The organism is Lysinibacillus sp. SGAir0095 (assembly GCF_005491425.1).
In the GTDB taxonomy this organism is placed as follows: domain Bacteria; phylum Bacillota; class Bacilli; order Bacillales_A; family Planococcaceae; genus Ureibacillus.
In genome coordinates this window covers 3,745,097-3,764,291 of record NZ_CP028083.1, presented here as the reverse complement: position 1 = coordinate 3,764,291, position 19,195 = coordinate 3,745,097, and the positions used below count along the sequence as shown (strand labels likewise).

The following is a 19,195-nucleotide window of genomic DNA, read 5'->3' as shown; positions in this document are numbered from 1 at the left end:
CTACTTTGTTTTTATTAAAATAATTATAACTTAACAAGTGAATGAAATGTAATAACGCACTTACTTATCAGAACTGTTCAGCGATAAAATAAACAGAAGAAAAATCCAGGCTTCTAAGGGCATGTTGATTTATAAAGAATTTAATAATTCCTGAATCACCATACATAATTCCTTGTTCGTCGTTCGAAACGATTTGGAATAGTAATAGATCGAATTTTTTAAGAAAAGCTGAGTTCTTTCTTGTGTCACAGTCAACAAAATATGGATAGCCACCTAATTTATGCTCAGCAGCCAAATAATTTTCCAAGTAAAGTCCCTCAAAAGTTTGCCCGACATCGCTATGGAACTCATCTTTAAGTTCTTCAGGATGTAAAAATTTTTCTCTTCTATAATCAGTTGCAGAAACGGGTTCAGACATTTTGTGAAATTCCAGCTTCATTTCTTTTTGTATCGGGAAACCTCTATTCATCATTAAATGGGAAAAATCTTCGGTAAGTTGATTTTTTTCTAGAATAGTCGTAAAATAACGGACTTTAAAATCTTGTTGAAAGAGTAATTCTTCTTTCTTCCCAATTGGGTAACTAAACTTATTTGACACAAAAAATTGTAATAAGCCTTTGCTTGGAAACAAAGGATTAATAGGTAAGTCTGAAAAATTGATTTGAGCCAATAGTGGCATATATTCATCATTCGAATCTTTAGGATACAAATGTGATTTAGGCAAATAGGGGTATCCTGCAAACTTGCTATCGGTTAAAGAGAGGTACCCTTCAGTAGGGGTAATCCATATAGAGTCTACGAGTGAAGATTCAATTTGGTTTCGAAAACTTTCTAATTCTCTCGGTATGTAGATTGATTTTTCTGTACGCACTCTTTTACCTCCAATAGCTTTAGGACTTCACAATTTTACAAATTAATATTAATGTATAAATAACCAAAAACGAAAATATAAAGCACTTTAATATACGCAATGCTTTTGCTGTTCATGTACCCATTAAATAGAAATTGAAATATTATTTCTAAAATGGCCATCTTCTTTACAATTAAAGAAAAGTTGATTGAAAATCTTGAAATGTGAATAAATTGTGTCTTTTGATTTTGGTGTTTGATTTATTCAATTTAAGGTTATAATTCCTTTAGAATCAAAGAAAATGACAATTTTTTTTTGTAATAATAAAAAAATGGAAAGCTATTTAGTTGACTTTTTGAAAGTTGTAACAAAATTGAAAAATATAACACAAGAGAAGCATGTTATGATGGACTTAAGAATTATTTAAGTCAAAGATATTTATTTTGAAACTTTTTAGGCAGTTAATACGTTATTTATAATATATAAAAAAGGTTAGGTGGAAAAGCATGACGAAGGAAGTAGACTTAAAGAAAATCGTTTCGAATTTATCTAAATTAGGTGTTACTGCAACAGTTACAAAATCCCGTCTTGAATTACTAAAAGTTTTAACACCACCAACTCAAACTCCACAAGTATAAAATAATCAGAATTAGCATAAAAAAATCCCGACTAGAAATAGTCGGGATTTTTTCGATAATTGAATAATAGGTTTTCACAGATACTTCTTCCTACTCCTCGTCATCATTACTAGCGAACATATAAGATTTGTAGTGGAATTTCATGCTAAACACTAGGCCTAATGCTAAGGCATTACCCATTAAGGAACTACCGCCGTAACTTATAAATGGTAGCGGGATACCTGTGATAGGTAAAAGTTGGATAGTCATGCCGATATTTTCGAATACGTGGAAAGTGATCATAGCAATAATTCCAGCACAAACGTACGTACAGAACGGATCCTTTAAAGTTAAAGTCATTTTTGTTAAATGATAAATTAATAAGAAGTAAAGGCAAATAACAAAGCTAGCGCCAATGAAACCCCATTCTTCTCCTATTACTGTAAAGATAAAATCCGTGTGACTTTCAGCAACATAGACTTCACGATCCAAATATCCTTTACCGAAGATTTCACCAGAGCCGATTGCATTTAAAGAAGTGATTAAATGATATCCGGAACCCGATGAATAAGAATAAGGATCTAACCAGGAATAGATTCGGGCAAACTGATAAGGACTAAATCCAAATTTCTCCTCAAGGAAATCCTGCATATACAACGCCATCCAAAGTAAGGAACCACCCAGTGTTACACCCACAGTGAATACAGGTAAAATAATTTTCCATGAGATGCCTGCTACAATAATTAGGGCAGCAGTAATCGCTAGAAATACTAGTGAGGAACCTAGGTCGGGCTGCATCATGATAAATGCTAATGGAATAATTAATGTTATCCCAATTTTGCCTAACAAAATAAAGTCCGATTTAATACTTTTAATGGAATATTTTTCGTGATGTTTACTAATGAGCCATGCCGTAGCGAGAATATAGAAAGTCTTCATAAACTCAGTGGGCTGTATACTCCCTACTGGTGTGGAGAACCAGCTTTTTGCTCCGTTACGTTCGATGACAATTCCACCTGCTGGTAAAGCTGCTAGAATAATCAACAATAAGATACCAAAGCCGTATAAGTACCAAGACATCTTTTTATACTGATCGGGGTCAAAATAAATGACAAATGCTACAATAATGGCAAATATCACATAATTGATCAATTGCTGCAACACAAAGTTTGTTGTACCATATTGCCCTGTCGTCTGTGCGGATGAAATAGCTAACAAACTCACTATAAGAAATATAAAAATAATTAAAGCAAGCTTCCAATCAAAACGGCTTGCAAAGTTTTGGTTATTTTCCATTTTATTTCACCTAATTAATCTTAAAGATTTTAGAAATATTTTAGAACTTGTACATTTAACTTTAACATAGAAATGATTAAAAGGGGACTATCGTTTCTATGTTAAAAAGGTGTAAGATATTGGAAGAAGAACTCGTTGTAAACATCTTATTTTCTGATCTGTTTTTCTCAAAAACTCGGAGTGCGTAAAGTTACGACGAAAAGGAAATGAAAATGTTTCAAATTTGTGAGTTACATCATATAATAACTAATGTATTGAATGAATTGGGAGTGAGCCTATGGCAAGAAAACAAAAAACTGCGGATGATTTTATGCATCATTTATTTGTACATATGAATGATGTCGATCATTTTGTAATCTATAGTGGCCTGACATTAAAGCAGTTTATTAGCTCGGTCGACCCAATACCAAATTTATTATTACTAAAGCATGGCTACGATGACGGATCATTTAATATGCATACTCAGTTTGATTTTGTATCAATTGATGAATTATCAAAATTTGTTAAGAAAATGGATGATACTGACGGCGATTTATGTTGGATCGATTTTGCTAGTGAGAAAAACGTAAATCAGCTAACGGCAATTGAACAGGCAGAACTGCTTTACATGAGCCATAAAAAAGAACCAATCCATTCTCCGTTTTATACGAAGCTGCAAAATCGGTATGTGTACTATTCATCGGAAAATGACAAATTAACAAAGGTGTATTACCGATACTTAAATGATTCGGAATATCTCATTTCTAATTTGTTTAATTTATTGATTAAAGAAAAAGAAGGTAACGGTAGTTTTTGGCGCAGAAAATCAAAAGAAACGATTCCCGCTTTAGATCCGGTAGTATTAAAGGCATATAGACCTTTTGTAAAAGAAGGTGCCTTGTTATCTCTATACAAAATGGAGAAACAAAATAACAGTTATGGTGTTGAAATACGCACTCTTTCTGACTATGATTATCCCGATGAGGTTTGGGATGATTTAGATGTTATATTAAAGCAAAACTACGATGAACTAATCAAAATTACTTAAAACTTTCTGTCATAGCCTATTTTTGACAGGGAGTTTTTTCGCTTTTTTTCCTAATTATTAAGTACCTTGTGTAAGTTGTCAGTGAAAAATACAAAAGCACAATTTAATGAGATGAAATTGAATTATTTGAAATAAGTTTTTCGTGTTAAACTAGAATTACTCAATATTTGGAGGTCTAAAAATGAAAAAGCGCGTTGGTTTATTATATGGAGGGAAGTCAGCTGAGCATGAGGTATCATTATCTACAGCTACAGCCGTTTCAAAGGCTATTGATTATGACAAATATGAAGTGCATCCAATCTTTATAACTTTGGATGGGCAATGGCTCAGAGGTCCTCAGTTAACAAAACCAGTTGTATCAATTGAAGAATTACAATTTAAAAGTAAAGAAATCTCACCAAATAATATTACGGAATTTATCTTAGATAACAATGCACAGGCTCAATTTGATGTCGTCTTTCCTTTATTGCACGGAACAAATGGAGAAGATGGCACAGTACAAGGATTATTAGAAGTACTAAATTTCCCTTATGTAGGAAATGGCGTATTAGCTTCAGCAGCTGGTATGGATAAAGTAACGATGAAGCAGCTATTCGGTGTGGCAGGGCTAAAACAAGTTCCTTATGTACATTTTATTCGAAAAGATTGGAATCAACGCTCTGAGGAAATCATCGGAAAATGTGAAAATGAGTTAGGCTGGCCGATGTTTGTAAAACCTGCTAATTTAGGTTCAAGTGTGGGAATTAGTAAGGCAACAAATATTGAAGATCTAGTTAGAGCAATTGAGTTTGCTTTCCAATACGACCGAAAAGTAATCGTGGAACATGGGATTGTAGCACGCGAAATCGAAATGGGTGTATTAGGCAATGATGATCCCAAAGTATCTGTTGCGGGTGAAATCAAACCGATGACTGATTTTTATGATTATGATTCAAAATATAAGGATGGTTCAACAGCGCTTATTATCCCTGCTGAAATTTCTTCAGATGTGGAGAGTACAATGAGAGACATGGCCATTCGTGCATTCAAAATTTTAGATTGCTCAGGAATTGTTCGTTCAGATTTCTTTGTAACGGAGAATGATGAGGTCTATATTAATGAAGTAAATACAATGCCTGGGTTCACACCTGTGAGTATGTATCCTTTATTATGGCAACATACGAATGTTAGTTATCCACAATTAATCGATAATTTAATTGAGTTGGCGATGGAACGTCATACAGAAAAACAACAATTACAATATAACCGAGATTAGAGTGAATTGACATGAAAAGAACACTTAAAGAAATTGCCGACTGGTTAAATCTTGATCTTGCTGACCACCAAGACACAATTGTAACGGGAGTCTCCATTGATACTCGAACAATTTCAAATGGGGATTTATTTATTCCTTTTCGTGGAGAAGCGGTAAATGGGCATAAATACGTAGAGCAAGCATTTGAAAAAGGCGCATCTGCAACTCTTTGGTTAAAAGATGAACCGAACCCTCCACAAGATAAACCTGTTCTATTTGTTGAAGATGCGGAGCTTGCCTTGCAGGGAATGGCGCGGGCATTTCGTCATGAACACCAAGCTAAGTTTATTGGTGTTACAGGCTCAAATGGTAAAACATCTTCTAAAGATATATTAGCAAGTATGCTATCCCCATTTTTTAAAGTACAAAAAACAATAGGCAATTTTAATAATCAATTAGGATTACCTATTACCATATTAAATCTTGATGAAGATACTGAAATTGCTGTATTAGAAATGGGAATGAGCGGTTTTGGCGAGATTGAATTTTTAACAAAACTTGCGAAGCCTCATTACGCAGTGATTACAAATATCGGAGAAGCCCATATGCAAGATCTTGGTTCTCGTGAAGGGATTGCAAAAGCGAAATTCGAGATTATCCTTGGCTTAGGTCAAGATGGAATTCTGTTCTTTGATGGGGATGAGCCTTTACTGCAAAATTTAGTAGAAGAACAGCCAGAGCTTTTTTCTAAAGGATTTGGCTTCGCCCCAACTAATGATTTAGTTGCAACAGCAATTGAAACTACTGAAAAAGGAAGTCGCTTTACTGTTAGTGGCGAGGTAAATGGTGAATTCTTTATCCCTGTACTAGGAAAGCACCAAGTGAAAAATAGCTTAAATGCGATATTATTAGGAAAAAATCTTGGTTTATCTGAGGACCAAATTCGAGAAGGTCTATCCCAAGTGTCCTTGACTGATATGCGTATGCAATTGGTTCCAACCGAAAAAGGGATCTTATTTATAAATGATGCCTATAATGCGGCGCCTACCTCTATGAAGGCAGCTATCCAATTTGTTCAATCAACTTCATTGCGTAAAGACAAATGGTTAATTCTAGGTGACATGCTTGAGCTAGGTGATGAGGAACAAGAATTCCATGAGCAAATTGCCAATGTTATTGATGAAAAGGAAATTTCTAGAGTTTGCTTATATGGCTCAAGAATGAAGTGGCTATATGATCAATTAAAACTTAAGTATGCTAATGATAAATTAATTTATACAGAGAATAATTATGGTGAAATTATAGATTATATAAATCATCATGCACATGAAGAAACATTAATTTTATTAAAAGGCTCTCGAGGAATGAAGCTAGAAACAATTCTAAAATCATTTGAGTAAAACAAAAGGTGCTTTTAAGTCAATTGCTGACTTAAAAGTGCTTTTTTGTAATAAATTTTCTGAAAAGAAGCTTAAACAACTTTTTTTGTGGGTATGTGAATGGTAGAAGAGGCAATACATGGACAATTAAAAGTTTGCGAATTATTTAAACCTCACAAGAGCAATATAAGGACTGTACCAGTTAGTAATTGATTGCTGAATCCAACGACTAGAAGTGCAATTTATGAACTGTTGATTTTTGTGAAGTTATTTTAATGATTCACTTAAGTAATAATGAAATTCCATCTAGTTAGGTAATATTGTGTGACTATGGTTTCCTTAATTTTCTCTACGGAAAACGAAAATTAAGAATATTATAACAAGAGCAATTTCGTTGCAATGCAGTTAAGAGCCGTGATAGACTATGAGAAGCAATGGATACATTTTGTGCGAAGGCTCTTCACAAAACTTGATGAAGAGTGCTTTTTTTTGAATTTAACGGTTTTATTCTATTTTTATTAAGCTTTAAACTAAGAAGATGGGTAGAATGAACCGCTCGGCAAAGACCGGGCTTTCCCTTTCATATAAAATCGCTCTCTGTGACGCAGAGAATTATTAAGTATCGGAAACGTTCCAAACTTAGGCTCGAAGTTTGCCGCATTTCATCTGAAAATGTAACCATTTGTCAACTTAAAGGAAAAAAGGAGATTGAAGAGTTTGACAAATTTTTCAGAATTAAATATTAGCGAATCAACATTACGTTCATTGAAACGTATGGGATTTGAAGAAGCTACACCAATCCAAGAAGGCACAATTAAGTTTGCATTAGAAGGTCGTGACGTATTAGGTCAAGCGCAAACTGGTACTGGTAAAACTGCAGCATTCGGGATACCACTTATTGAGAAAATCGACCCTAAAAACCCAAACATTCAAGCATTGATTATTGCTCCTACTCGTGAATTAGCAATCCAAGTTTCAGAAGAATTATATAAAATTGGTTATGATAAACGCGTGAAATTATTATCTGTATATGGTGGACAAGAAATTGGACGCCAAATTCGTGCGTTAAAAAATAAACCACAAATTATTGTAGGTACTCCAGGTCGTATTCAGGACCATATTAACCGTCATACATTAAAGCTAGATCAAGTTCAAACGCTTGTTCTTGACGAAGCGGACGAAATGTTAAACATGGGCTTTATCGATGATATTAATGCGATTCTAGAAAATGTTCCAGAAGATCGCCAAACATTATTATTCTCGGCAACAATGCCACCTGCAATTCGTAAAATTGCAACTAACTTCATGAAAAACCCTGAAGAAGTGAAAATTAAATCAAAAGAAATGACAGTTGAAAACATCGAGCAATTTTTCGTGAAAGCTCAAGAACGCGAAAAATTCGATGTATTAACTCGAATTTTAAATGTACACCAACCAGAGTTAGCGATTATCTTTGGTCGTACAAAACGTCGTGTTGATGAATTATCGCAAGCTTTAAGTATTCGTGGTTATGTTGCAGAAGGAATTCACGGTGACTTAAGCCAGGCGAAACGTATGTCTGTACTACGTCAATTTAAAGAAAATAAAATTGACATCCTTGTAGCAACAGACGTTGCAGCGCGTGGTCTTGATATTTCAGGTGTTACTCACGTTTATAACTTTGACATTCCACAAGATCCAGAAAGCTATGTTCACCGTATTGGTCGTACAGGACGTGCTGGTAAATCGGGACTTGCTGTTACTTTTGTAACTCCACGTGAAATGGGTTATTTACGTATTGTTGAGGAAACGACGAAAAAACGTATGACACCACTTCGTCCACCTAGTGAATCGGAGGCTTTAATTGGCCAACAAAAAGTAGCTATGGAGAAATTAGTTGAAATCGTTCAAGCAAATGATTTAAATGACTATCGTATTTTAGCTAATGAATTATTAGAAGAACATAATGCAGTTGATTTAGTTGCTGCAGCTATTAAATCAATGACGAAAGAGCCTGATGAGACACCAGTAACAATTTCTGAAGAGCGTCCATTACCAGCTCGTAAAGAACGTTCAGGTGGTGGTCGTGGTCGCGGAGGAGACTCTCGCGGAGGTCGTCGTGACTTTGGTCGTGGCGGACGCAGCGGTGGCGGCGGTGCACGTCGTGACGGAGGCCGTAGAGATGGCCGTCGTGAAGGTGGTCGCAAAGAAGGCGGAGATCGCAGACGCTCTTCAAGCACACCACGTCGTCGTGAAGACTAGTTGAATAAACAAAAAGTGTCCTTTCGGGGGCACTTTTTTTGTTATTTCCCTATTCAATTTCAATTGGGTGTCAAAATGAATCGGTGTCAGTGAGATTAGAAAATTCATTAGTAAAAAATCGTCATTTTTTTAGTACAATAGAACAGGTGACTGATGTTAAATAAATACTTTCATAATTTTTGAATATATTGAAACAATTAACAGCTTCATTCGTATTAAAGGAAAGAGAAGAAGGGGTGTATTTTGTGCGAAAACAATTGATGTATCAAATACCGAGAAAAGGTTTAACCGTATGGCGGCTATATGGTTTTTTTAATACGTTAGTCATGGCTATTCTAGCGGGTGTTGCTTGTTTTTTGACGTATTATTTTGAATGGCCATCATTTATAGTTTACATAGCAATAGTACTTGTACTAATTGTTGGGCTCACATCCATTTGGCTATTTCCAAATATTCGTTGGGATCATTGGAGATATGAAGTACGAGAACATGAGATTGAAATTCAAAGCGGTCTTTTTATAGTAAAGCGTACGTTAATTCCGATGGTACGAGTACAGCATGTTGATACTTCACAAGGACCAATCTTAAAGAAATATGATTTAGCGAATATTTCAATTTCAACAGCAGCAACAACACATATCATTCCGATGTTAGTCACAGGTGATGCGGATAGCTTGCGGTCCCGTATATCAATACTAGCGAGGGTGGCTGAAGATGATGTCTGAGGGACGTTTTAAATTACATCCAGTTTCAGCGGTAGTTGATTTTGTAAAAGGGTTAAAGGAATTAATATTGCCCTTTTTAATACTCTTCTTTGCAAACGGTTTTAATGTAACCTTTAACCCGGGGGATGGAAGCTTTTGGTCTAGCCTCATTCCTATAGGAATCTTTATACTGATTATAATAGTGCGTTTAATAAATGGAATTATTAAATGGTGGACGTATGTGTATTGGTTTGAGGAAAAGGAGTTAAGGGTGGAGTATGGTCTTTTGGTCAAGAAAAAACGCTATATTCCCTTTGACCGAATTCAAAGCTTTAATTATAAAGAAGGCATTTTTCATCGAATATTTGGGCTAGTCCAAGTAATGGTTGAAACAGCAGGTAGTACAAACGGGAAGCCAGAAGTAATCCTGACGGCCATAACAAAAGATGCTGCGAACAAGATTGAACGTATTACTCAACAAACAAAAGAAGAAAAAATCGAGGAAAATGAGCTGCAGGATGAGACGGCAGTTTTAGTTGAGAAGACGAATCCAGCTACAAGAGTGATTCATAAAATGACTACTAAAGATCTATTCGTCTTAGCGACTACTTCTAGTAGCATGGGAGTTGTGATTGCCGGAGTTGCGGCGGTTTTATCTCAATTTGCAGAGTTTATACCTTTTGAGTGGATATTCGAAGAGGTTTCGGACTTTATTCGATTTGGATTTGTCATCGTAGCACTTGCTGTTTTTGCATCCTTTTTGTTCACATGGATAATTGCCGTTATAATAACGTTTATAAATTACTACGATTTTAAGGTCATTGAGGAAAATGATCGCTTAACCATTACAAGAGGCTTACTGGAAAAGAAGAAAGTAACGATTCCTTTAAATCGAATTCAAGCAATCAAAATTGTTGAAAATCCATTAAGGCAGCTATTTGGCTTTGCAGCTGTGGCTGTTGAAAGTGCAAGTGGTGGATTTGGTGGAGAGGAAAAGAAAATTACGATTTTTCCACTTATAAAGAAAAATCGCTTATATGAACCACTTCAAGATTTATTTCCTGATTTTGAATGGCAGCAAACTTTGACGAAACCTCCTAAAAAAGCAAAGCCTTTCTTTTATCGAATCGACTTTATGTGGCTCTTACCGGTAATTGGGCTTTGTACATACTTTTGGTTCCCTTACGGAATGTTGTCAGTGCTAATTGTTATACCAGTACTTTTGCTTGGATTGTGGCAATTTAAAACGACAGGGTTTGCCATCAATGGTAACCAATTAACACTATGTTATCGAATTCTTAGTCGTGTAACATTTATTGTGGAGAAAAAAAGAATTCAAGCACTCGAAAGCAGGCAGACATATTTTCAGAAGAGAAGAGAGATCAGCTCTGTCGAGGTAACTGTTATGTCGGGACTTACAGGTGCCAAAGCGAAAGCGCCAAATCTTGAAAACGGGGATGTCGAAGAAGTGATGAGCTGGTTTGAAAAAACAAGCACTTAATCTAGATGAATAGATACAAAAAGGCAATCTCGATTAGTTCAAAAGAGATTGCCTTTTCTATCTGTTGTTGTGCAATTGACCTTAGGTATTCGTGATTAGCCAAGTTTTCATTATTTTTGTCTCCAACGAATGATATTCTTTGGTGAAAAATAGGATAATCCTAATAAGAAACCGGTAATCAATCCACCAATATGTCCTGTAACATTGATATTAGGTGATATAAACGTAATAATCACACTAATAATAATAAGGGGCATGATCACCTGCTTTAGCTGCGGCATAGTACGACGTGTATAGTAGACAAGCGCTGCAAAGGCACCAAAAATACCATATATAGCACCGCTAGCACCAACTGATGCATACATCCCATCCTGTAATACAAATGTAGCCATATTACCAAAAATGCCAGCTAAAAAATAAATCGTTAAAAATCGCATTTTTCCAGCAATTTTCTCTAGCTCTGGACCAAATAAGAATAACGAGAACATATTAAATAACACATGCATGAAGCCAGCGTGAAGAAACATCGACGTGATAATACGCCACCATTGTCCATCGCCAATTAAAGAATTCACACTCATTCCTGTATAAAAAACTTCATCACCAAAATTCGGAACCATTGTTATAATATAGACGATAAAATTTATGGCGATAATTGTTGATACAACAGGATATAGCTTTAAAAATTGTTTAAAATTTTCTCTACGAATAAACATGTATACACCTCATATCAAATACACCTTGGCGCAATTGTTGCCAGATTTTATTGAACACAGGCTGCAGGTCAGCGAGCCGATGGTTGGGAAGTGGTCGGGTCTTAAGCTAGCTTCCTCTTAAAATTTTCTTTAAAAATCTGTGGCAACCGCCGGAGGTTTTCACTTCATTCAGTTGGGGCTTGACCTGAATTGAATCTATTTACCCTTTATTCTTTATCCCATTTGAATGAAGTGGGACACTTAAACTGAATGGAGTTAAAATTATTATACATTGTATTTTATTAATAATAAAAGGAGAACTTCCATATGATAAAAGGAATTGGACTAGATATAGCAGAAATCCCAAGAATACAGAAAGCTATGGATCGTTCAGAAAAATTTCAGCAACGAATTCTATCTGAACGGGAATTGAATATATTTTACCAACTATCTGAACTAAGAAAAGTTGAATTTTTAGCGGGGAGGTTTGCAGCAAAGGAGGCATTTTCTAAAGCAAATGGTACTGGGATAGGTAAGGGTTGTGAGTTTCGTCAGATTGAAGTATTGAAAGATGATTTAGGAAAACCAACTTTATTTTTCAACGGAGAATTAGTGAGTGGACATGTCAGCATCACACATACAAAAGAGTATGCAGCGGCGCAAGTGATACTAATGCAATCTTAAACTGTAAATCTTATCTATAAAAAAAATTGATTAATAATTTGTTAAGTTGTCCAAAAATGATAGCATAAAGTTATTCATCCACTCATATATTTGACGTATCGGAGCTGAAAGTAGAAGAAAGGATGGAGTTTTGCGACACAAATTAACCTTATTTTTTGTCATGTTGTTAGGAGTACTAATGCTTGCAGCTTGTGGGGAGGATTCACAGGAGGATGTTCTACAAAATCTTAACGATAAGTGGAACGATGTAAAAGGTTATGAACTAGATGCCACAATGGAAATTAAAACAGGTACTGAACCAAGAGTTTATGATGTAAACGTATGGCATACTGAACCAGAATTTTACCGTGTGAAAGTAACTCAGCAAGGTGAAGACGTAACACAAATGATTATCCGTAATGATGAAGGGGTATTTGTAGTAACACCTTCGCTTAGAAAGACGTACAAGTTCCAAAGTGAGTGGCCAAAACAAAATAGCCAAGCCTACCTAATTGGTGCTTTAGCGGAAGACTTGTTAGCTGATGATAAGGTGACGATGGAGGAAGATGAGAAGAATTACATCTTCACAGCAGCGACTCGAAATAATCATAAGAGTATTATGCCGACGCAAAAAATTGTAGTGGACAAGAAAACGATGCTACCAACTTCTGTTTCGGTAGTAAATGAAGCGCAAGAAGAACAAATGGTGATTACATTTAAAAATATCGATCTAGGAATGCAGCATAAAGAAAGTGAATATGCAGTAGAGAACTTCTCTGAGTCTAAAGAAGAAGAGACAGCTAGTGCGAGTGCACAAATACCAACTGAGTTCCAAACATATTATCCGGAATTGAATTGGGAAAATACGAAATTAGTAGATGAAAAAATTGTCACGGAAAATGGAACAGAACGTGCGATTCTAACATTCGAAGGTGAGAAATCCTTTACCCTGGTTCAACAACCTGTGGAATATGGAGAGTCAGCTACACTACCAGTTTACGCTCCTGGTGATCCGGCAGATTTAGGATTTACTATCGGGGCAATTACCGAAAAATCAATTAGCTGGGAACGCGATGGCGTGTCATTCTTCATTGCATCAAATAATTTAACGCAAGAAGAAATGGTACAAGTTGCGGCTTCGGTAACAACTGGTGGATTAAAATAAAATCAATTAACAGTGGGTAAGAGATTTTCCACATAAACATACAATTTCGAGAGGTTAGTCTTTAAAAGTGGACAAACGGACGCTCTTAGGGCTAACTCTCTCTTAATTTCTTCAACAAATAAAAGTGGTGGACAAGAACTAGTATCGAAATTTAAAATATAATAAATATTACAAATAATTGAAGTTTGTAAATACTAAAAGAGGGTATATCAATAATGCAAAACATAGAGCACTTCCGTCCAACCAAAGCCATCATTAATTTAGATGCTATAAAAGAAAATGTTAGTCACTTAAAAGAATATTTACAAACTGGAGTTCAAATTATGGCTGTAGTGAAGGCGAATGCTTACGGACATGGGGATGTTGAAGTTGCTGCGGTAGCAATTGAATCTGGTGCAACAATACTAGCGGTAGCGACCCCAGATGAAGCACTCCGTATCCGGAAAGCCTTCCCAAATATTGATATTTTAATATTGGGTTATACCCCTGCATCATTCGCGACTTTAGCAGCAAATGAAAATATTACTTTAACTGTTTTTTCATTTGATTGGGTGCAGCAAGTAAGAGAGTTAACGCTTTCTCATCCTTTAAAGTTACATATTAAAATTGATACAGGAATGGGTAGAATAGGTGTCACTCGAATTGAAGATCTTCAGAACCTTTATAACGCCATAGTTTCATCTGAAAAGTTACTTGTGGATGGAATTTTCACACATTTTGCTACTGCAGATGAAGAGGATGTTGCTTATTTTAATCATCAAGTTGCTAAATTTGAAGAGTTTATAAGTTCTTTACCTGAAAAACCACGCCTTGTTCATGCTGCCAATACCGCGACAATGCTTACAAAAGATCAAGCTCTTCAATATGATGCGGTAAGGTTTGGAATTTCAATGTATGGATTAGCACCCTCTGCCTATGTAAAAACAAAATTGCCGTTTCCATTACAACCCGCTTTCTCATTAGAAACTGAACTTATTGAAGTAAAAAAAGTCCAAGCTGGTCAATCGATTGGCTATGGAGCAACCTTTACAGCATCGGAACCGTCGTACATTGGGACAATTCCCATTGGATATGCGGACGGGTTAATTCGTAAATATAGTGGTCAACATGTATTAATAGATGGCGTACGTGTACCAATCATCGGAAGAATTTGTATGGATCAATGTATGTTATTATTACCAACTGCATATAATATAGGTAAAAAAGTAACTTTAATTGGAGAACAAGAAGACGAAGAAATTACAATTGATGAATGGGCATTAAAAGGAGATACAATTAACTACGAAGTTCCTTGTATCATTACTTCGAGAGTGCCTAGAATCTACTACAAAAAATAGTAAAATGCGACAAAAACTTCAACAAAAACCGATAAAACTACATGGATAGCCATATTTTTTAATAATTATCTTTTCAACATATCATTTCGATGATAGAATGAGAAAAGAATTGAAATGGTACGGTTTTTGTGGAGGTGCTTGTTTTGTACGCGAAAAAAGTAGAAGAAGTAAAGGAAGTATTAGAACTTCCTCAAGAAATGTTAATGGCATTTAATACACTTGAGCAAAAATCACGAGAAAGTGAAAGTTTTGTTTATATTTCATCTCGTAGATTGTCTACGCACAAGCAACCAAATCAAATACGGGAAGCTTTAATGAAAGGCTATGTGGAAATGTCGCAAATCAACCTGAACATTTGTAGCGAATGTCTACATGCAGAGTATGAAGCGGAACATATGGTAGAGCGTCTCGTAAGCGGGGGATGACATTTTGATTGTGAAACGAGGGGACGTGTTTTTTGCAGATCTCTCACCAGTTGTGGGATCTGAACAAGGCGGTACGAGGCCCGTATTAATCCTTCAAAACGATATAGGTAATCGGTTTAGTCCAACTGTAATCATCGCTGCGATTACTGCGCAAATTCAAAAAGCAAAATTGCCGACTCATGTCGAAATTGATGCTAAAAAGTATGGTTTCGAAAGAAATTCGGTAATTTTGCTTGAACAATTGCGTACGATAGATAAATCTAGGTTGACAGATCGTATAACCCAATTAGATGATGAACTTATGGAAAAAGTGGACGTTGCACTTGAAATAAGTCTAGGATTAATGAAATTTTAATACATAAAATGTAAAGGTATGACCTAAAAGATTAATTCTTTTGGGTCATTCTTTTTTTAAAAGAAAAAGTTTAGTGTATATCCATATAGGTATGATTAGCAACCTATGAGTGAAAATTTGAATTAGATTAATTAATGAAAATTTAGAACTCACTTTCTATTTGCGAAATCTTTTGTCTATTTTTCGTTACAAATTTGATGTGGCGATATAAGATAATATATATTAGAATTATTAAATTTTATACATATTTGCTAGAATTATAGTATGCGTTCCGATTAATTTAATAGCAAAATGGGGGTGCAGTGATGAGAGAAGCGAAAATAGTTGAGATAGTGACAGAGTTAGATATTGTAACTGCACGAAAGCTAGGACGAGATGAGGCAAAGGAGATTGGGTTCAGTGATGTGGACCAATCCCGAATTACAACTGCTATTGGTGAACTCGCCAAAAATATATTACTATATGCCCGTGCTGGGAAAATTGTGATTGAGGAAATAGAGGAAGATGATATGAGAGGAATTTCCATTTCATCGATTGATAAAGGACAAGGGATGACAGAGGTCCATAAAATACTAGAAGATGACTATGCAACAAGCAGTACTGGTGGAGGTCTTCCAGCTGTTAAGAGACTTGTAGATTCAATTGATATTCAATCTGAGGTAGGCAAGGGGACTTTTGTTAAAGTTGTGAAATGGCTAAGTTAGGGTGTGTGTTTAATTGGAGCAGATAAGAAAACAATATAAAAAAATCTTATCGGACTATATTGGCAACCAGAGTGAAAATGAATTATATATTGGCCAAAATTTTATTAAACGAATGATTCAAAAAAATGTAACACCAGAAGAGGTTATTAGTATTCACAAACAAGCGCTTGAAGAAATTTATGATGATTTACCGGATTCAGTATTGCATGGTTATGATTTTTTAATAGAGGTAATGGTGCATTTTGGATTAAAGGTTCAAGAACACCAGGCTTTATTAGCAAAACAAGAAGAATTGCGTATTGAGATGGATATCGCAGCAAAAATTCAAAATCTATTATTAGAGACAGAAATACCAAACCCACGCTCGGTTGATATCGGAATGCTATCAATTCCTCTCAGAAAAATGAATGGAGACTATGTTCATTTCATGCATGACGATGAACGTTATTTAGGCGTTGCCGTTACTGACGTAGTTGGTAAAGGGGTTCCAGCTGCCCTTTGTATGTCAATGGTGAAGTATGGGTTGGACACTCTGGAATACGCAAAGAGTAATCCTTCCTATGTTCTTGAAGTACTAAATAGAATTATTGAAAAAAGCATAGATGATAGCATGTTTGTTTCATTATGCTATATACGCTATAACTTAAAAACAGACGTACTTACATGGAGTTCGGCTGGTCATGAACCATCTCTATATTACAATGCGGAAAATCAAGAATTCTACGATTTGGAATCAAAGGGCTTGTTGCTTGGCATCTTACCTGAAGCGAAATATACACAACAGGATATTGAATTAAAAGACGGCGATTTCGTGATTGTGATGACTGATGGTGTAACTGATTTCCGAAACAAAGAGGAATTTGACACACGCGAAATTATTAAAGAGCTTGCTCTGGCTAACATTCCTCATTGTACTGCTCAAGAGGTATGTGAGCTAATTCATAGTGAATTACAAAAACTTCATGATTATAAATTGGAAGATGATTTCACAATATTGATCATAAAAAAATAATTTTTTTCAAAAAAATAGGTTTAACGCTTATAAAATGGGGAAAAGACCAATAGGTAATTGTGGGAGGTGTCTAATATGAATGTAAATGTTCAATTCCGAGAAGATGGCGATTTACTGTTAGGGTTTATCGAAGGTGAAATTGATACGTATACAGCGCCAATTTTAAGAGACGAGCTAGAGATGATTCATCTGTCAGAGGGCTTAGTCGTTGAATTGGATTTATCGAATGTAAATTATATGGACAGTACAGGGTTAGGAGTATTTGTTGCTTTTTATAAAAAAATTGTAAAAGAAAATGCTACTTTAAAATTAGTAAACCTGTCTGCGAGATTAACAAGGTTATTTGATATTACAGGACTTAGTGAATTAATGGAAATAGAAAAAGGTGGGACAACCAATGCGAGCATTTGACTACATTGAAATTCGAGTTCCTGCAAAGCCACAGTACGTTAGTGTAATAAGATTAACTGTTTCTGGATTAGCTTCTCGCGTTGGATTTTCCTATGATGAAATCGAAGATATGAAAATCGCCGTTAGTGAAGCAGTGACAAATGTAGTACAGCATGCTTATGGTAGTCATGAGGATGGGGAAATTGTCATTGGCGTTGCTTTATATGCAGATAAAATCGAGGTCATGGTGTCGGATTATGGACATAGCTTTAACTTTGAAGAGGTTAAATCACAAATTGGTCCATACCAAGAAGATGAAAGTGTTGAATTATTAAGAGAAGGCGGACTTGGGCTTTACTTAATGGAGACATTAATGGACGAGGTCAGAGTGAACAATAATGAAGGTGGAGTCACTGTTTTCATGACAAAATATGTCACGAGAGAGCAGGTGAAGGAAAATGTCCAGTCAATCACCAGATAATCGTAAATCTGCTGAAGAAATTCTAAAGTGGATACAAGAATATCAACAATCAGAAGCACAAGAGGCTTTAGATCGTTTAGTCATTCATTACAATAATTTAGTAGAATCCATTGCTAGGAAATATTCTTATGGTAAAACAAATTACGAGGATATAGTACAAGTGGGGATGATTGGATTGCTTGGGGCAATCCGACGTTTTGATACGTCTTTGGGCAGAAGCTTTGAAGCTTTTGCTGTTCCGACTGTCGTGGGAGAAATCAAACGATATTTACGTGACAAAACGTGGGATGTACATGTACCTCGACGGATTAAAGAGCTTGGCCCGAAAATTAAAACGGCAGCTGAATTTCTAACAACCAAGCTACAATACTCTCCTTCAATCCAAGAAATCGCAGAGTATCTGGAAGTGGAAGAAGAAGATGTTCTAGAGGCAATGGAAATGAGCAAGAGCTACCATGCCCTATCAATGGATCATTCCATTGATGCTGACTCTGAAGGTGGTACCGTCACCTTGATGGATGTAGTTGGGAAAGAAGATGATGGATTCGAAAGGACAAATCGTCGAATCGTTGTGTCAGAGGCAATGGAAACCCTGGATGAACGTGAAAAAGAGATTCTCAAATTAACTTATTATGATCAATTAAGCCAAAAGGAAGCCGGAGAAATGCTCGGGATTTCTCAGATGCATGTATCACGACTTCAAAGAAAGGCTATTAAAAAACTGCAGCAAGTTATTACTGCGGATGGTGTAGTGTAGAGCATTACACCTGTTTATTATTTAGTAATACTTTTACACTGATTAAGATAACAATGGACAAGTCTGCCTATCAATTTATTTGAGTAGGTGGACTTTTTTATTGTGAAAAAGCTCCTGATTTGTTTAAAACTTTTTTAGGAAAGGGTGATAATAGAAGAAAAGGGTTTATAAATGTTAAACTAGGTTTATTCGACTTTAAGAAATTTCGAACGAAAAGGGAAACCGTATAAAAATAAAGAATAATTCGTAGAAAAGAAGTGGCGCAATAAGTGTTCTAAGCGTCTGTTCCCTACACGTGTTTAGAGATTAAAATATATTCTAATGGATATTTCACTTATGAAAAATTGAAAGGCTGTGGGATG

The 19,195-nt window shown here is 35.6% G+C and carries 20 protein-coding genes; 17 read left to right on the top strand and 3 right to left on the bottom strand.

Annotated features, from left to right (window positions below):
- Positions 1-67: 67 nt before the first annotated feature.
- Complete coding sequence (locus tag C1N55_RS18470; protein ID WP_168193903.1) at positions 68-871, bottom strand: YwqG family protein; 804 nt, start codon at positions 869-871, stop codon at positions 68-70.
- Positions 872-1,356: 485 nt separating this feature from the next.
- On the opposite strand from C1N55_RS18470, the gene C1N55_RS20935 reads away from it, so the two are divergent.
- Complete coding sequence (locus tag C1N55_RS20935; protein WP_255502424.1) at positions 1,357-1,488, top strand: Lmo0850 family protein; 132 nt, start codon at positions 1,357-1,359, stop codon at positions 1,486-1,488.
- 90 nt (positions 1,489-1,578) lie between these two features.
- On the opposite strand, the gene C1N55_RS18465 is transcribed toward C1N55_RS20935, so the two are convergent.
- The gene (locus C1N55_RS18465; RefSeq protein ID WP_137730148.1) at positions 1,579-2,763 is read right to left on the bottom strand and encodes an FtsW/RodA/SpoVE family cell cycle protein; all 1,185 of its coding nucleotides are present in this window, start codon (positions 2,761-2,763) and stop codon (positions 1,579-1,581) included.
- 277 nt (positions 2,764-3,040) lie between these two features.
- Here C1N55_RS18465 and C1N55_RS18460 point away from each other — a divergent pair, with 277 nt between their 5' ends.
- From C1N55_RS18460 to C1N55_RS18435, 6 genes are all read left to right on the top strand, one after another.
- A complete protein-coding gene (locus C1N55_RS18460; protein WP_137730147.1) occupies positions 3,041-3,790 on the top strand; it encodes a hypothetical protein in 750 nt (249 codons plus the stop codon).
- A gap of 181 nt (positions 3,791-3,971) precedes the next feature.
- Complete coding sequence (locus tag C1N55_RS18455) at positions 3,972-5,045, top strand: D-alanine--D-alanine ligase (protein ID WP_137730146.1); 1,074 nt, start codon at positions 3,972-3,974, stop codon at positions 5,043-5,045.
- Positions 5,046-5,056: 11 nt separating this feature from the next.
- Positions 5,057-6,424 carry a UDP-N-acetylmuramoyl-tripeptide--D-alanyl-D-alanine ligase gene (murF, locus tag C1N55_RS18450; protein WP_137730145.1) on the top strand — a complete coding sequence of 456 codons (1,368 nt, stop codon included), beginning with the start codon at positions 5,057-5,059 and terminating at the stop codon, positions 6,422-6,424.
- 696 nt (positions 6,425-7,120) lie between these two features.
- Positions 7,121-8,644: a degradosome RNA helicase CshA gene (locus tag C1N55_RS18445; protein WP_137730144.1), complete on the top strand. Its 1,524-nt coding sequence runs from the start codon at positions 7,121-7,123 to the stop codon at positions 8,642-8,644.
- 245 nt (positions 8,645-8,889) lie between these two features.
- Positions 8,890-9,369: a PH domain-containing protein gene (locus tag C1N55_RS18440; RefSeq protein WP_205758489.1), complete on the top strand. Its 480-nt coding sequence runs from the start codon at positions 8,890-8,892 to the stop codon at positions 9,367-9,369.
- Complete coding sequence (locus C1N55_RS18435; RefSeq protein WP_370452549.1) at positions 9,359-10,849, top strand: PH domain-containing protein; 1,491 nt, start codon at positions 9,359-9,361, stop codon at positions 10,847-10,849. The genes C1N55_RS18440 and C1N55_RS18435 overlap by 11 nt, the downstream gene beginning before the upstream one ends.
- Positions 10,850-10,959: 110 nt before the next feature.
- On the opposite strand, the gene C1N55_RS18430 is transcribed toward C1N55_RS18435, so the two are convergent.
- Complete coding sequence (locus C1N55_RS18430) at positions 10,960-11,565, bottom strand: rhomboid family intramembrane serine protease (RefSeq protein ID WP_137730143.1); 606 nt, start codon at positions 11,563-11,565, stop codon at positions 10,960-10,962.
- A 306-nt stretch (positions 11,566-11,871) separates the two neighbouring features.
- Here C1N55_RS18430 and acpS point away from each other — a divergent pair, with 306 nt between their 5' ends.
- The 10 genes from acpS (at position 11,872) to sigB (ending at position 18,833) form a co-directional block, all read left to right on the top strand.
- Positions 11,872-12,228, top strand: coding sequence for a holo-ACP synthase (acpS, locus tag C1N55_RS18425; RefSeq protein WP_137730142.1), 357 nt, complete (start codon positions 11,872-11,874; stop codon positions 12,226-12,228).
- Positions 12,229-12,358: 130 nt separating this feature from the next.
- Positions 12,359-13,372 (top strand): LolA family protein, encoded by a 1,014-nt coding sequence (locus C1N55_RS18420; RefSeq protein ID WP_137730141.1) that lies wholly within the window; start codon positions 12,359-12,361, stop codon positions 13,370-13,372.
- Between the two features lie 215 nt (positions 13,373-13,587).
- Positions 13,588-14,709, top strand: a complete 1,122-nt coding sequence (gene alr / locus C1N55_RS18415; protein WP_137730140.1) for an alanine racemase — start codon at positions 13,588-13,590, stop codon at positions 14,707-14,709.
- A 197-nt stretch (positions 14,710-14,906) separates the two neighbouring features.
- Positions 14,907-15,134: a hypothetical protein gene (locus C1N55_RS18410; protein ID WP_370452630.1), complete on the top strand. Its 228-nt coding sequence runs from the start codon at positions 14,907-14,909 to the stop codon at positions 15,132-15,134.
- Positions 15,135-15,138: 4 nt separating this feature from the next.
- Entirely contained in the window at positions 15,139-15,489 is a 351-nt protein-coding gene (locus tag C1N55_RS18405; protein WP_107937700.1) for a type II toxin-antitoxin system PemK/MazF family toxin, read from the top strand.
- 305 nt (positions 15,490-15,794) lie between these two features.
- A complete protein-coding gene (locus C1N55_RS18400) occupies positions 15,795-16,193 on the top strand; it encodes an anti-sigma regulatory factor (RefSeq protein WP_137730138.1) in 399 nt (132 codons plus the stop codon).
- 13 nt (positions 16,194-16,206) lie between these two features.
- A complete protein-coding gene (locus C1N55_RS18395; RefSeq protein WP_137730137.1) occupies positions 16,207-17,205 on the top strand; it encodes a PP2C family protein-serine/threonine phosphatase in 999 nt (332 codons plus the stop codon).
- A gap of 75 nt (positions 17,206-17,280) precedes the next feature.
- On the top strand, positions 17,281-17,616 hold the full coding sequence (locus C1N55_RS18390) for an STAS domain-containing protein (protein WP_137730136.1): 336 nt from the start codon (positions 17,281-17,283) through the stop codon (positions 17,614-17,616).
- Positions 17,603-18,076, top strand: a complete 474-nt coding sequence (gene rsbW, locus C1N55_RS18385) for an anti-sigma B factor RsbW (RefSeq protein ID WP_137730135.1) — start codon at positions 17,603-17,605, stop codon at positions 18,074-18,076. The genes C1N55_RS18390 and rsbW overlap by 14 nt, the downstream gene beginning before the upstream one ends.
- Positions 18,054-18,833, top strand: coding sequence for an RNA polymerase sigma factor SigB (gene sigB / locus C1N55_RS18380; protein WP_137730134.1), 780 nt, complete (start codon positions 18,054-18,056; stop codon positions 18,831-18,833). The genes rsbW and sigB overlap by 23 nt, the downstream gene beginning before the upstream one ends.
- The last annotated feature ends 362 nt before the right edge of the window (positions 18,834-19,195 follow it).